Genomic DNA, 12,537 nt, shown 5'->3' on the forward strand with positions numbered 1-12,537 from the left:
ATAAAACAAACTTTGCAAGAGCCAATGAACACATACAATATCATATCCCTTCATGCCCACCCCGAATGGCGCATTCCTGCAGCCAGATGGTTCCAGGAAAAATGGGAAATTCCTTTAGAGGAGTATCTGACAAGTATCGATGAAAGTATTAAAGGAACTGTAGCTGTTCCTCAATGGTACATAGTAATTGAAGGGCAACAGATAATTGCCGGAGCCGGTGTGATAGAAAACGACTTTCACGACCGCAAAGACCTGACCCCGAATATCTGTGCCTTATATGTGGAACCGGAACGACGTTGCCGCGGCATTGCCGGACATCTGTTGGAACATATCTGCAAGGATATGGCTGTAAAAGGTATCAGCACCCTCTACCTCATCACGGAGCATACCTCGTTTTACGAACGTTATGGCTGGGAATACCTGTGCATGGTAAAAGGCGGCGACGGGGAACAGATGCGGATGTATAAAAAATCGCCCAAAGCACACACGAAAACGGATACATCAAGACGAGAAAAACTTTTTGGAGAAACTCAAAACAGTTTCTAAAACCTGAGATTCGGTTACTCAAACGACAAATAAGGCATCAATCGCTTCAAATCTTCTTCGCTAAACTCTTCAAAAAGGGATAATTGTGCTATATCTTTCAAATTCCCACGTTTACGGCGATATTCGATGATGGCTTTTGCCTTGTAAAAATCCATATAGGGATGCGAGCGCAGACGGTCAAGGCTGGAATGGTTAACTCTTAACTTCCGGAAAGGAGGAGTTGTTATCCGGAACCAACGGTTCACCAAAGTATCAATGTAAGGAATTTCCTGTAACTGGCTCACGGCGTGAAAGCCTCCAAGACGGTTGCGGTAAGCTACAATCATCCGTGCCAGTCCACTACCGATACCTGGTATATGTTTCAACATAACCGTATCGGCCATATTCAAATCAATTACTGTACCTTCAACATATTTAACCGTTACCGGATAAAGCGTAGTACTATCGCGAAACACTGTTGCTGGCCGGCTCATAGCCGTGTCTTGTCTGCGCAACCGATTATGTATTCCGATACGAACGTAAGGATGCAGCGCTTCATATTGTTCCGATGTCAAGCCATATATTCGTCTAAAAGCTTCGGGAGTGCGGAATATACCACCTTTCGCACGGTATTTTAGGATATTGCTTATGACGAAATCAGATAGTCCCAAATCACTAAGAGTTGTCGAATCCGCAGTATTAGGGTCAAAAGGAAATAAAACTGTTACCGTAGGGCTAGAATGCATAGGCGATGAACGTCGGTGCAAGCGTTCTTTCTTACGGACGTTTGCCAGAAAAGAGTCTACAGATTCATTATCTGTAGCCGAAGGCAATAATGCTTTACCTTGTTTTTCTTTCAACCATAAATTGCCGCCAACAAGAAGTATCAGTACCGCCAACAACATCACAATGGCACGCCGGTCGGCTTTGCTGAAATAAAAAAAATGTTTCCACATTACGAATAAGACCTATAGCCAACCCAGTTCGTTGACAAAAACCAACAAAATGCCGATAGGAGTAAGATAGCGCAGCAGGAAGATAAGCAGCGGATAATAAGGAGCACGCAATGTCCCCCAATTAGTCACTTCCTCACGTACCTTCTTCTGATCCAATTTCCACGACACAAAGATAGCGACAAACATGCCTGCTACAGGTAACATAATTTTTGCCGTAAGAAAATCCAGTGCATCAAACAGGTTCATACCAGCTATCCGCACATCATTCCAATCACCCAATGCCAGCGATGAAACCACACCGATAATCAAACTACCTGTTGTTACCAGCCACGCTGCGCGGCTGCGCGTAAATCCGAATTTCTCGTGCAGGAAAGCAGTGGGAACTTCATGAAGTGAAATGGTAGAGGTAAGTGCTGCCAGTGCCAAAAGAATGTAAAACAGTATCGCACTGATACAAGCAAATAATGGAACTGCTCCAAAAGCTTGTTGAAATACATTAGGCAGGGTAATGAAAATAAGTGAAGGACCAGCATCGGGTTGGATTCCTACTGAAAAAGCAGCCGGAAAGATAATGAATCCCGATAATATGGAAATGCATGTACCAATGACACATACACTCATAGCTGTATATCCTAGCCGGGTGTCACGATTGAAATAAGAAGCATACGTCGAAAGGCATCCCATACCGAGGCTGAGCGAAAAAAAGGCCTGTCCCATAGCTCCTAAAACTGCATCGGAAGTAATTTTACTGAAATCGGGCTTAAGCAGGAATTCCAATCCCTTTACTGCACCCGGTAACATCACAGCACACACCGCAAGCAGCACAATCAAAATGAACAGCATCGGCATCATAATTTTCGAAGCACGCTCAATACCAGCCTGTACGCCCTTAACCACAATAATATGAGTCAACGCCACAAACACTACCAGCCAGATCAGCGGACGCCAAGGATTCTGAGAAAATTCATTGAACATTGCTACAAAGTCGTCTGCGGACTTGCCAAGCAGATTACCCGTTGCAGACTGGAATATATATTCCAGCGTCCAACCAGATACTACCGAATAATAGCCTAAGATAAGGAATCCAGTCAATACTCCCATATATCCTACATACTTCCATGCGGTTCCGGGAGCCAGTTTCTTGAATGCTTCACCCGTACTTGCCTTGGCACGCCGTCCGATAGTAAATTCAGCGATCATGATGGGTAATCCAAAAAGGAACACACACCCCAAATAAATAAGTATGAAGGCAGCACCTCCATGGTTCCCTGTCTCGTAAGGAAAACGCCACACATTTCCTAAACCTACCGCCGAACCTGCCGCAGCCAAGATGGCACCCAACTTGCTTGCGAAACCGACACGCTCACTATTTTGCATACATTCTGTCCTTTCTGTTTACATTTTAAAGTTCAAGTTCGGCAAATGTACGAAAAAGTTTGTATTTTCGCGGAAAATATGAATAAATTATATGATGAAACACTATCCGCTATCTATCTTCATTATAATTGCGATCTGCTACCTGTCTTTTTTCACTCCACCGAAAACCGAGATGGATGAAATCACCAATTTCGACAAATTGGTGCATCTCTGCATGTATGGAGGGCTGACTGTTATCATCTGGTTCGAATACCTGCGCCGGCACTCCCGTATCCATTGGCATCAGCTGATACTGGTCGGTATCTGTTTTCCAATACTGATGAGCGGCATTGTCGAAATTCTACAAGCGACTTGCACCTCCGACCGCAGTGGCGACTGGCTTGATTTTGCAGCAAACTGTACCGGTGTGTTGTTCGGTTGTCTGTTCAGCTGGTATGTCACACGACGGATAATTCAGAAAAATATGAATAAACCGGTTTGACAAATATGAAGCTGTTTTGAATTTATCGTGCGATGATTTGGGATGAGTTTTTGAGGCATTTTCGCTTCTGTGATGAGGAAGATAGCGGGCTATCTGACGAAGAACAGAAGCGGAAAGAACCAAAAAATCGCCCAAAGCACACACGAAAACGAACACATCAAGCCAAGAAAAACTTTTTGGAGAAATTCAAAACAGCTTCTATATAATCAACAACAGAACTTTATTATGGATATATTGCTGATTATCATTGGTGTCATCTGTCTGATAACAGGCTTTTTAGGTTGTGTGTTACCAATACTTCCCGGTCCACCACTGGCATATATCGGCATGCTATGCTTTCATTTTACTGCCCGTATGCAGTTCACTCCTACCCAATTGATTGTATGGGCTGTACTGGTGCTTATCGTGCAATTGCTCGACTATATTATACCTATGTTGGGAAGCAAGTATGCAGGCGGGACCAAATGGGGAAACTGGGGATGTATCGTGGGAACAGTGATAGGCTTGTTTTTTCCTCCTTGGGGCATCCTTGCCGGACCTTTTGTAGGGGCTGTTGCCGGTGAATTGCTCGGCGACAAAGACCTGAAGCACGCTTTGAAATCGGGCTTAGGGTCTTTGGCAGGTTTTCTGTTCGGCACCGCAGTCAAGCTGGTACTTTGTGGATATTTCATCTGGCAATTCATTGCGGCATTCTGAGGTGTTATCGGAAATCTTTCAGTTCTTCCTGCAATCGTTGACGGGTAGAATGAATGCGGCTCTTTATTGTTCCTAGTGGCAAATCCATTTTATCAGCTATCTCTCGGTATTTGAATCCCGATACATACATCAGGAACGGAATACGGTATTCTTGAGGTAAGGCATTAACGATACTGTTCATTTCCTTCAAGTCGTATCCGTTATCTACCGTTACAGGCTCATCACTTTCGTTTTTATTTAGGTAAAACAGATTATCAGTCTGGTCAACATAAGTCTGGTCACGTTGTGTCTTACGGTAATTATTGATAAAAATATTACGCATGATGGTATAAACCCATCCCTTGAAATTAGTTTCATCGGTATACTTGTCTTCATTATCCAATACCTTTAGCGAGGTTTCCTGCAGCAGGTCATTGGCATCTTCACGGTCTGCTGTAAGCTTATAGGCGAAGTGACGTAATTCGGTTTGTACGCTCAGTAGATTCTGAGCAAAATTAGCTGTTCTCATTTACTTGTTGTTTATTCGGGTTAATATATGTCTGTCTCTATCGACACTGCAATATTAGCCCGAAAAACAACCCGGGACCTCCTAAAATCCGGTATTCCACCGGTTAAAATCTATCAACGGATAGTTTTTACCCCCTTTTCTATCAGTTCACAGGAGGTATCATCTGTTTTTTCTCCTCCATCTTTCCAAGTAGTATAAGGCTGCTTCATCAGAAATGAATTGTAATATCGGGTCTGACCAGTCACTTCCTTACCGATAAAGGCTGGCAGTTCCACCGATTCGGTTTCCGAACAAAGTTCTACTTCAGCAATTACCAGCCCTTCGTTTTCTCCGTGAAACTCGTCTACTTCGAACACATGTCCGGCATAATCGGCTAGATAACGGTATTTCTCGATGCGTCCCGGCTCACACAATTTCATCAATTCTTCGGCATCAGCCAAGGGGATTTCTTGTTCCCACTCATATCGGCTGGTACCTGCGGCGTTAGAAGGTCCTTTGATAGTAAGGTAACCTTTATTGTCGCGGATGCGGACTCTTACCGTCTTGCCTCGCGCACTACATATATAGCCTTGTTCGATACGGCTTTTTGCACGAGCCAAGCGGCGGTAAGAATCGTCAGTCACCAAAAATTTGCGTTCTATTTCTTGCGACATGGCTGAAGAAGTTTACATGACCGAAAAAGCGACAATCATCAGAATAGCCAGCAGCACCAGTACGATGCACATATACTTGATAAGGCGATTGGCTTTTTCTTCTTCCCGGTTGCCATGTACCGGTTTTTTGTTACGTTTTGTTCCCATAGTGTTTTATGTTTTAGATTGGTTATGATTTTAATAAACCGGCAAGGTTCAGGTTTTTATGAAAACCTTGCCGACTTGTTAATTGATTCATGCCTCGCTGTCCGAGAATTCCATCAGATAGGCTTTGATAAAACCGTCTATTTTCCCATCCATTACCCCGTTGACATCCGAAGTCTGGTAATTGGTGCGATGGTCTTTCACACGACGGTCGTCGAATACATAGCTGCGTATCTGTGAGCCCCATTCAATCTTCTTTTTTCCAGCTTCTACCTTTGCCTGTTCTTCCATACGGTGTTGCAACTCTTTATCATACAAGATAGAACGCAACTGACGCATGGCGTTCTCCTTGTTTTTAGGCTGGTCGCGCGTTTCGGTGTTTTCAATCAGGATTTCTTCTTCCTCACCCGTATACGGATCTTTGTATTGGTAACGCAAGCGTACCCCCGATTCTACCTTGTTGACGTTCTGGCCACCGGCACCGCCACTCCGGAACGTATCCCAGGATAAACGGGCGGGTTCTACAGTCACTTCAATCGAATCATCTACCAATGGAGTGACAAATACAGAAGCAAAAGAAGTCATTCGCTTGCCTTGTGCATTGTAAGGCGAAACACGTACCAGACGATGTACTCCGTTTTCTCCTTTCAGGTAACCGTATGCATACGCCCCTTCAATATTCATTGTAACCGTCTTGATACCAGCCTCATCACCTTCCTGCAAGTTAGCGACCGACAACTTATAACCATGACTTTCTGTCCAGCGCATATACATACGCATTAACATGGATGCCCAATCTTGGCTTTCTGTACCTCCGGCACCCGAGTTAATTTTCAGTACACAGTCCATCTGGTCTGCTTCAGAACGGAGCATATTTTTCAGTTCCAATTCTTCCACCGCCTTAACCGCCTTGGCATAAGCCTCATCTACTTCGGCTTCTGTCACCAGTTCATCTTTATAAAAATCAAAAGCCAGTTCCAGTTCATCTGCCAAAGTTTTTACTTCATTATATCCGTCAATCCATGCCTGCAAAGCCTTTACTTTCTTCATCTGAGCCTCTGCCTTTTTCGCATCGTCCCAAAATCCAGGCACTTGTGTGCGAAGTTGTTCTTCCTCTACCTGCATTTTCTTGTTATCAATATCCAGATAACGGTTCAGTGCTTCTGTACGTTCTTTTATGTCTTTTAGTTGGTCTGTTGTTATCATATGTTTACTACTCCTTATTCAACTTGCAAAATTAGCCATTTTTACGTTAGTGTAAAAATTAGGAAACAAGAAAATCACTCTTCATACATTTTGTTGATTTCATTCGCATAATTTTTCATCAATACCGGACGTTTGATTTTCAGGGTATTGGTCAATTCACCTTTTTCCAAACTGAATGGTTCGGGCAATAAGGTGAACTTCTTGATTTGTTCGTAATGGGCAAATTCCTGCTGTAACGTATCGATACGCATCTGGAACAAGGCAATGATTTCGGGTTTCTTCAACAGGTCCGCACGGTCGGCATAAGCAATGTGATGGTCTTGGGCATACTTTTCCACCTGTTTGTATTCGGGCACAATCAGTGCAGAGACGAACTTGCGTTGGTCTGCTATGATAGACACCTGATCAATGTACCGGTCTACCACCAGTTTGGTTTCTATCGCCTGAGGGGCGATATATTTACCGTTTGATGTCTTGAACAAGTCCTTTATCCGATCGGTAAGGTATAAGAAACCATCTTTCATATAACCGGCATCCCCCGTATGAAACCATCCGTCTTCGCTGATTACCTTGCGAGTCAGGGCTTCTTTCTTGTAATATCCCTTTGTCACGGTCTCGCCTCGAAGCAAGATCTCACCATCCTCGCCGAACTTCAGCTCAAGTCCGGGAATAAGCCGTCCCACGGAACCCGTGCGGAAGTCGTCCATCCATCCCAACGAAACAGTGGCCGTAGTTTCAGTCAACCCGTATCCTACTACCATGTTGACGCCTACTGAATGGACGAATTCTTCTATTTGCTTTGACACCGCTGCTCCGGCAGTGGGAAAGAAATTGCCCCGTTCGATACCGATGGTCTTTTTCAGTACACTGTAAATCGTCTTTTCGTAAAACTTGTATTTCAGATGTAACATCGGAGGAGGTGTCTTACCGTTCATCAGATAATCGATGTTGTGTTCGCGTCCTGTCTTAAGCGCATCCAGCATCAGGCTTTTCTTTAGCCCCGAAGCTTCGTTTATCTTTTCATGGACACCTGCATATACTTTTTCCCAAAAACGTGGCACACTGCACATTGCCGTAGGACGAATTTCCTTAATAGTCATCTGTATATCTTGCGGATAAAGGTTGATGCAGAGCAGGCAACCCTTTGTCAGGCAGTAATACGACCACGCACGTTCGAACACGTGCGTAAAAGGTAGAAAATTCATCACCACATCCTGGTCGGTCAAGGTAAGCAATACCTTGTTATGCGCTTGGAAAGCTGCCTCATAACATGAATGATGCAACATCACTCCCTTCGATTCGCCCGTAGTACCTGAAGTGTAAAGAATGTTAGCAAGGTCAGTCGACACTGCAGCCCCCGTGCGCCGGTCTACTTCTGCCTGCAGTTCGTTTGCCTCACCCAACTGGAGGAAATCGTCATAATAAATAGAATGAGTATCTTCTGCTGCCCGCATTACATCGGGACTGAAAATGATGATTCGCTTCAGAGTCTTGCAAAGCTGCTGCACCCGATAGGCCACATCATATTGATATTGTTCGCCCACAAACAAATAGCGGATGGAGGCATTTTCTACGATATAATGCACTTGCGATTCCGAGCTGGTGGCATACAGCGGAATAGTAACTATGCGGCTTTTGAATGCCCCGAAATCGGTATAGAGACATTCAGGCATGTTCTGAGAGAACACACCTACATTTTCCTGTACCTCAACACCTAAAGCCACCAAGGCACGAGCCACTTTCTTTACCTTTCCGGCAAACTGATTCCACGAAACCGGAATCCATACACCTTGTTTGTAGTCACGGTATTTCAGAGCTGCACGTACGCCGTATTTCCCGGCCTGCCGTTCAATCAGTGTAGACAAATAAGATTCACTCATTTAAATTTTATTTATTTTGTAATCGCTACCTGCAAAGATAGGGTTTAATTTGAATAAATGAAGTATCTTTGCTGGCAAAACAAAAGAATCTTATGTTATCGGATACTAATTATTACACTTCGGAAGCACTTACGCTACTGAATTCCCTCATCGGAATCCCTTCCATAAGTCGGGAAGAAGAAGCGGCTGCCGATTTCCTGCAAAATTACATCGAGGAAAGCGGCATCATGACCGGACGCTCGGGAAACAATATCTGGTGTATCAGCCCGATGTTCGACGTTAACCGTCCCACCATCCTGCTAAACTCACATATTGATACAGTCAGACCTGTAAACGGCTGGCGAAAACAACCTTTCACTGCAAAACTGGAAAACGGGAAGCTGTATGGGTTGGGAAGCAACGATGCCGGTGCCAGCGTGGTTTCACTCTTTCAGGCATATCGTTACCTGACTACCACCACTCAAAGCTATAACCTGATATTCCTTGCCTCATGTGAAGAAGAAGTGTCGGGTAAAGGAGGTATTGAAAGTGTACTACCGCAACTGCCTCCCATTGCACTGGGGATAGTGGGCGAACCTACCGACATGCAACCTGCTGTAGCAGAAAAGGGTCTGATGGTACTCGATGTTACGGCTCATGGTAAAGCCGGACATGCTGCACGCGAAGAAGGAGAAAATGCAATTTATAAGGTATTGGAGGATATCGAATGGTTCAGAGATTACCGTTTTTCCAAAGTATCTCCATTATTGGGACCAGTAAAAATGAGTGTCACTCAAATCAATGCTGGTACACAGCACAATGTCATTCCCGACCTATGTTCTTTCGTAGTGGATATCCGGAGTAACGAATGCTATTCGAACGAAGAATTGTTTAACGAAATCACCACTCATATCCATTGCGAAGCAAAAGCACGTTCGTTCCGTCTCAACTCTTCGCACATTGATACTGAACATCCGTTCGTGAAGCGTGCCGTCGAACTGGGAAAGATACCATTCGGTTCGCCTACGCTTTCCGACCAGGCATTGATGCACTTTCCTTCCGTCAAGATAGGACCGGGCAAATCGTCACGTTCGCACACGGCAGACGAGTATGTAATGGTCAGTGAGATAGAAGAAGCCATTCATACCTATATCGCCATATTAGACGGATTGAAGATTTAAGTGATAAGTGATACTCCATTAAACTCAATAAAAAATGCATATAATGAAACCAAACATCTTCCTTTGTGGCTTCTTCCTGTTGTTGTCGGTCTGCCTCGCTGCATGTGGGAGCAGTAAGAATAAAAATACCTCGGAAAAAGAGACAAACCAGGAAAATAACGTGCAAGTACCTGAATTTAATGCCGACAGTGCTTACCTGTACATTCAGAAACAAGTGGCATTCGGTCCACGTGTGCCGAATACTGAAGCCCACCGCAAGTGTGGCGGATACCTTTCACAACAACTGCGCGACTTCGGAGCTACGGTGTATAACCAGTTTGGCGATGTCATTTCATACGATGGAAAAGTACTGAAGATGCACAATGTCATCGGTTCGTACAACCTTGACACCAAGAAGCGCGTCCTGCTGTGCGCCCACTGGGACAGCCGTCCTTATGCCGATGCCGGTCAGGAAGCACATTACCATACTCCCATCGATGGTGCCAACGATGGTGCCAGTGGTGTAGGTGTACTGCTGGAAATCGCCCGTCACTTACAACAACAGGCTCCAGCTATCGGCATCGACATCGTGTTCTTTGATGCGGAAGACTATGGTATCCCTGAATTTTATGAGGGCGATTACAAGCAAGACACATGGTGCCTGGGTTCTCAATATTGGGGACGTGTACCACATGTACCTGATTACAAGGCACGTTTCGGCATCCTTCTGGATATGGTGGGAGGCAAAGGAGCAACTTTCTATTACGAACAATATTCCAGTCAAACGGCAAATTCGCCAATGAAGAAAATTTGGGATACAGCACACCGACTGGGGCATAAACAGTTCTTCATCAAAGAAAACGGCGGCAACGTGACAGACGACCACATATACGTGAACCGGCTCCGCCAAATCCCGTGTGTGGATATCATCGGTTATGACCCACACAGCGAAACAGGCTTCCACCCTACCTGGCACACAGTGGCAGACAACATGGACTGCATTGATAAGGCAACCTTGCAGGCTGTGGGAGAAACCGTAATGAATGTAATTTATAATGAAAAATAAAAAATAACTCGATATGAAAACAATCAACGAACTACAAGACGAGGTTATCGACGAGTTCAGCAACTTCGATGACTGGATGGACAAATATCAGTTGCTTATCGATCTGGGCAGCGAACAGCCCCCCCTTGACGAACAATATAAAACCGAACAAAACCTGATAGATGGTTGCCAAAGCCGCGTGTGGTTACAGGCAGACTTTATAGACGGGAAAATCATATTTCAGGCAGAAAGCGATGCTTTGATAGTGAAAGGCATTATCGCCTTGCTGATAAAGGTGGTTTCGGGGCATACACCTGATGAAATTCTGGATGCTGACCTTTATTTCATTGACCGGATTGGACTGAAAGAACACCTTTCGCCAACCCGCAGTAACGGGCTGCTTGCCATGGTAAAGCAAATGCGCATGTATGCTTTGGCTTTCAAGGCAAAACGAAGTTGAAAGAAAATAAAAATACGACTGTCCGTATGTAAATACAATTTATTTGCGCAAATGAACACAGATATTTAGGACCTGTTTTGAATTTATCGTGCACACACGAAACGAACACATCAAGCCAAGAAAAACTTCTTGTAGGAAATTCAAAACAGTTGCTTATGCCTGTTCATACGGGCGGTCATATTTTTGAACACTTTATTAATACCCGTTCCTCATCCTTTAATGTAGTGGCAAACAGATATATTTCGCCACCCTCTTTCAATTTTAGTTTCTTCCGCAACTCTGTTACCGAAGCGGGGAAATTGCGCACTGTCAGATTTGCTTTCTCTACTCCCCCCAACAAGGTTTTCAACTCTTTTTTCCCGAACCCAGAAACGGCTTCTACTTGAAACTGACGGCCTGGGAAATCCACTTGATGGTCGGAGGTATACAGATGGCTGTTGGGATGCAGTTTTTTCACACCGTAACGCAAAGCCAACAATCGGTAAGCACCTGCTTTCAGCAAAGTCACTCCTGGTTCATACAGATAAGTTTCCACCTTGTCAGCATACTCACACATCGCATTTCTCTCTTCGGAAAGCGTAAATACAAAAGGTGGTATCAACAAGTTATCAACAATCTGTTTACAATATATACACACCTCAGAACCAATACAATCCGACTCTTCAACAGACTTTTCTAACAGAATTATTAACTCTTTACACTCGTTATGAACAGCCACAATGTGAATTTGCGTTATGTGTTTCAACACCTGAAGAGCTTTAGCTATATCCAGCATAGGTGATAACTTAATCATTACCTTCCGCCCTTTTTCCACCAATACCGGTTCGAGTATCCCTATATCGGGTTCACAATCAGATATTGCTACAGTCTTGCTTCCATAACTGTCTCTTCGGGCAGGATCCAGAAACAGACAGTCTACAGGTGTCATTTGCGACAAATAAGATACACCATCCGCACAATGAACATGAATATGTCGCAGTCCTAATGCTGCAAAGTTATGAACAGCTAACTCACACAATGAATTCTGACGTTCTACATAATCTGCCTTCCGGAATCTTTGAGAAATGAACGAACAATCTACGCCTAACCCTCCCGTCAGGTCGGCAAATGTTTCTCCATTTATAAGCGATGCTTTATAGCGTGCCGTTAGTTCAGAAGAGCATTGTTCCATCGATAAATGGGAAGGATAACGCACTGATTCCACCTTTGCCCAAGAAGGAATTTTCCTTTCGGCAACCTGTCTGCCAGCAATCTGGACAGCAGCTTCAAGCATATCCACCTCGGGATATTTCTTCGCTTGAAGCGCCAAAGCACGCACATCATCTCCCCAATGTGCATGAATAAAAGCAAGTGTTTCGGAGGATAATCTTTTCATATGTACAAACTATCTGCTACAAAGATATATTTTTCTTTGTTTACCTATATTCAACAAAGGCAAAAAATAAGGGTGTGCATTTCGGCACACCC

General features: G+C 44.2%; 15 protein-coding genes. 7 read left to right on the plus strand and 8 right to left on the minus strand.

All coding sequences use genetic code 11. The features are described 5' to 3' along the window. The first annotated feature begins 24 nt into the window (after positions 1-24). The gene (locus B5F78_RS03615) at positions 25-546 is read left to right on the plus strand and encodes a GNAT family N-acetyltransferase (RefSeq protein ID WP_087406064.1); all 522 of its coding nucleotides are present in this window, start codon (positions 25-27) and stop codon (positions 544-546) included. Positions 547-560: 14 nt separating this feature from the next. Here B5F78_RS03615 and B5F78_RS03620 read toward each other — a convergent pair whose 3' ends face one another. Continuing rightward, positions 561-1,481 carry a helix-hairpin-helix domain-containing protein gene (locus tag B5F78_RS03620; RefSeq protein WP_022039115.1) on the minus strand — a complete coding sequence of 307 codons (921 nt, stop codon included), beginning with the start codon at positions 1,479-1,481 and terminating at the stop codon, positions 561-563. A 12-nt stretch (positions 1,482-1,493) separates the two neighbouring features. Further along, positions 1,494-2,858, minus strand: a complete 1,365-nt coding sequence (locus B5F78_RS03625; RefSeq protein ID WP_022039116.1) for a sodium-dependent transporter — start codon at positions 2,856-2,858, stop codon at positions 1,494-1,496. A gap of 91 nt (positions 2,859-2,949) precedes the next feature. Here B5F78_RS03625 and B5F78_RS03630 point away from each other — a divergent pair, with 91 nt between their 5' ends. From B5F78_RS03630 to B5F78_RS03635, 3 genes are read left to right on the plus strand one after another with little or no spacing between them, the layout of a single operon-like run. Next, positions 2,950-3,339 carry a VanZ family protein gene (locus B5F78_RS03630; protein ID WP_225226442.1) on the plus strand — a complete coding sequence of 130 codons (390 nt, stop codon included), beginning with the start codon at positions 2,950-2,952 and terminating at the stop codon, positions 3,337-3,339. Positions 3,340-3,371: 32 nt separating this feature from the next. After that, a complete protein-coding gene (locus B5F78_RS17045) occupies positions 3,372-3,545 on the plus strand; it encodes a hypothetical protein (RefSeq protein ID WP_162608476.1) in 174 nt (57 codons plus the stop codon). A 16-nt stretch (positions 3,546-3,561) separates the two neighbouring features. Beyond that, positions 3,562-4,035, plus strand: coding sequence for a DUF456 domain-containing protein (locus B5F78_RS03635; RefSeq protein WP_191764932.1), 474 nt, complete (start codon positions 3,562-3,564; stop codon positions 4,033-4,035). A gap of 4 nt (positions 4,036-4,039) precedes the next feature. On the opposite strand, the gene B5F78_RS03640 is transcribed toward B5F78_RS03635, so the two are convergent. From B5F78_RS03640 to B5F78_RS03655, 5 genes are all read right to left on the minus strand, one after another. Next, the gene (locus tag B5F78_RS03640) at positions 4,040-4,543 is read right to left on the minus strand and encodes an RNA polymerase sigma factor (protein WP_087207948.1); all 504 of its coding nucleotides are present in this window, start codon (positions 4,541-4,543) and stop codon (positions 4,040-4,042) included. Between the two features lie 113 nt (positions 4,544-4,656). After that, a complete protein-coding gene (locus tag B5F78_RS03645) occupies positions 4,657-5,196 on the minus strand; it encodes a CYTH domain-containing protein (protein WP_022039120.1) in 540 nt (179 codons plus the stop codon). Positions 5,197-5,208: 12 nt separating this feature from the next. Then, entirely contained in the window at positions 5,209-5,343 is a 135-nt protein-coding gene (locus B5F78_RS17935) for a hypothetical protein (protein WP_022039121.1), read from the minus strand. Positions 5,344-5,430: 87 nt separating this feature from the next. Next, positions 5,431-6,546: a peptide chain release factor 2 gene (gene prfB / locus B5F78_RS03650; RefSeq protein ID WP_022039122.1), complete on the minus strand. Its 1,116-nt coding sequence runs from the start codon at positions 6,544-6,546 to the stop codon at positions 5,431-5,433. A 74-nt stretch (positions 6,547-6,620) separates the two neighbouring features. Then, positions 6,621-8,426: an AMP-dependent synthetase/ligase gene (locus tag B5F78_RS03655; protein WP_087406045.1), complete on the minus strand. Its 1,806-nt coding sequence runs from the start codon at positions 8,424-8,426 to the stop codon at positions 6,621-6,623. Between the two features lie 92 nt (positions 8,427-8,518). Here B5F78_RS03655 and B5F78_RS03660 point away from each other — a divergent pair, with 92 nt between their 5' ends. The 3 genes from B5F78_RS03660 to B5F78_RS03670 are packed head-to-tail and all read left to right on the plus strand — an operon-like array spanning position 8,519 to position 11,070. Continuing rightward, the gene (locus B5F78_RS03660; protein ID WP_022039124.1) at positions 8,519-9,586 is read left to right on the plus strand and encodes a M20 family metallo-hydrolase; all 1,068 of its coding nucleotides are present in this window, start codon (positions 8,519-8,521) and stop codon (positions 9,584-9,586) included. A 43-nt stretch (positions 9,587-9,629) separates the two neighbouring features. Next, positions 9,630-10,631, plus strand: a complete 1,002-nt coding sequence (locus B5F78_RS03665; protein ID WP_225226441.1) for a M20 family metallopeptidase — start codon at positions 9,630-9,632, stop codon at positions 10,629-10,631. Positions 10,632-10,644: 13 nt separating this feature from the next. Next, positions 10,645-11,070 carry a SufE family protein gene (locus B5F78_RS03670; protein ID WP_022039126.1) on the plus strand — a complete coding sequence of 142 codons (426 nt, stop codon included), beginning with the start codon at positions 10,645-10,647 and terminating at the stop codon, positions 11,068-11,070. Positions 11,071-11,245: 175 nt separating this feature from the next. Here the strand turns inward: B5F78_RS03670 and B5F78_RS03675 are convergent, their stop codons facing one another. Continuing rightward, positions 11,246-12,445 (minus strand): THUMP-like domain-containing protein, encoded by a 1,200-nt coding sequence (locus tag B5F78_RS03675; protein ID WP_087406047.1) that lies wholly within the window; start codon positions 12,443-12,445, stop codon positions 11,246-11,248. Between the last annotated feature and the right edge of the window lie 92 nt (positions 12,446-12,537).

Origin of the sequence: Bacteroides sp. An279 (assembly GCF_002159615.1) — a bacterium.
Classification (GTDB): Bacteria; Bacteroidota; Bacteroidia; order Bacteroidales; family Bacteroidaceae; genus Phocaeicola; species Phocaeicola intestinalis.

Coding starts and splice junctions, on each gene's coding strand:
- B5F78_RS03615 (WP_087406064.1), top strand. CDS start 25: ATGAACACATACAATATCATATCCCTTCATGCCCACCCCGAATGGCGC.
- B5F78_RS03620 (WP_022039115.1), bottom strand. CDS start 1,481: ATGTGGAAACATTTTTTTTATTTCAGCAAAGCCGACCGGCGTGCCATT.
- B5F78_RS03625 (WP_022039116.1), bottom strand. CDS start 2,858: ATGCAAAATAGTGAGCGTGTCGGTTTCGCAAGCAAGTTGGGTGCCATC.
- B5F78_RS03630 (WP_225226442.1), top strand. CDS start 2,950: ATGATGAAACACTATCCGCTATCTATCTTCATTATAATTGCGATCTGC.
- B5F78_RS17045 (WP_162608476.1), top strand. CDS start 3,372: ATGATTTGGGATGAGTTTTTGAGGCATTTTCGCTTCTGTGATGAGGAA.
- B5F78_RS03640 (WP_087207948.1), bottom strand. CDS start 4,543: ATGAGAACAGCTAATTTTGCTCAGAATCTACTGAGCGTACAAACCGAA.
- B5F78_RS03645 (WP_022039120.1), bottom strand. CDS start 5,196: ATGTCGCAAGAAATAGAACGCAAATTTTTGGTGACTGACGATTCTTAC.
- B5F78_RS17935 (WP_022039121.1), bottom strand. CDS start 5,343: ATGGGAACAAAACGTAACAAAAAACCGGTACATGGCAACCGGGAAGAA.
- prfB (WP_022039122.1), bottom strand. CDS start 6,546: ATGATAACAACAGACCAACTAAAAGACATAAAAGAACGTACAGAAGCA.
- B5F78_RS03655 (WP_087406045.1), bottom strand. CDS start 8,426: ATGAGTGAATCTTATTTGTCTACACTGATTGAACGGCAGGCCGGGAAA.
- B5F78_RS03660 (WP_022039124.1), top strand. CDS start 8,519: ATGTTATCGGATACTAATTATTACACTTCGGAAGCACTTACGCTACTG.
- B5F78_RS03665 (WP_225226441.1), top strand. CDS start 9,630: ATGAAACCAAACATCTTCCTTTGTGGCTTCTTCCTGTTGTTGTCGGTC.
- B5F78_RS03670 (WP_022039126.1), top strand. CDS start 10,645: ATGAAAACAATCAACGAACTACAAGACGAGGTTATCGACGAGTTCAGC.
- B5F78_RS03675 (WP_087406047.1), bottom strand. CDS start 12,445: ATGAAAAGATTATCCTCCGAAACACTTGCTTTTATTCATGCACATTGG.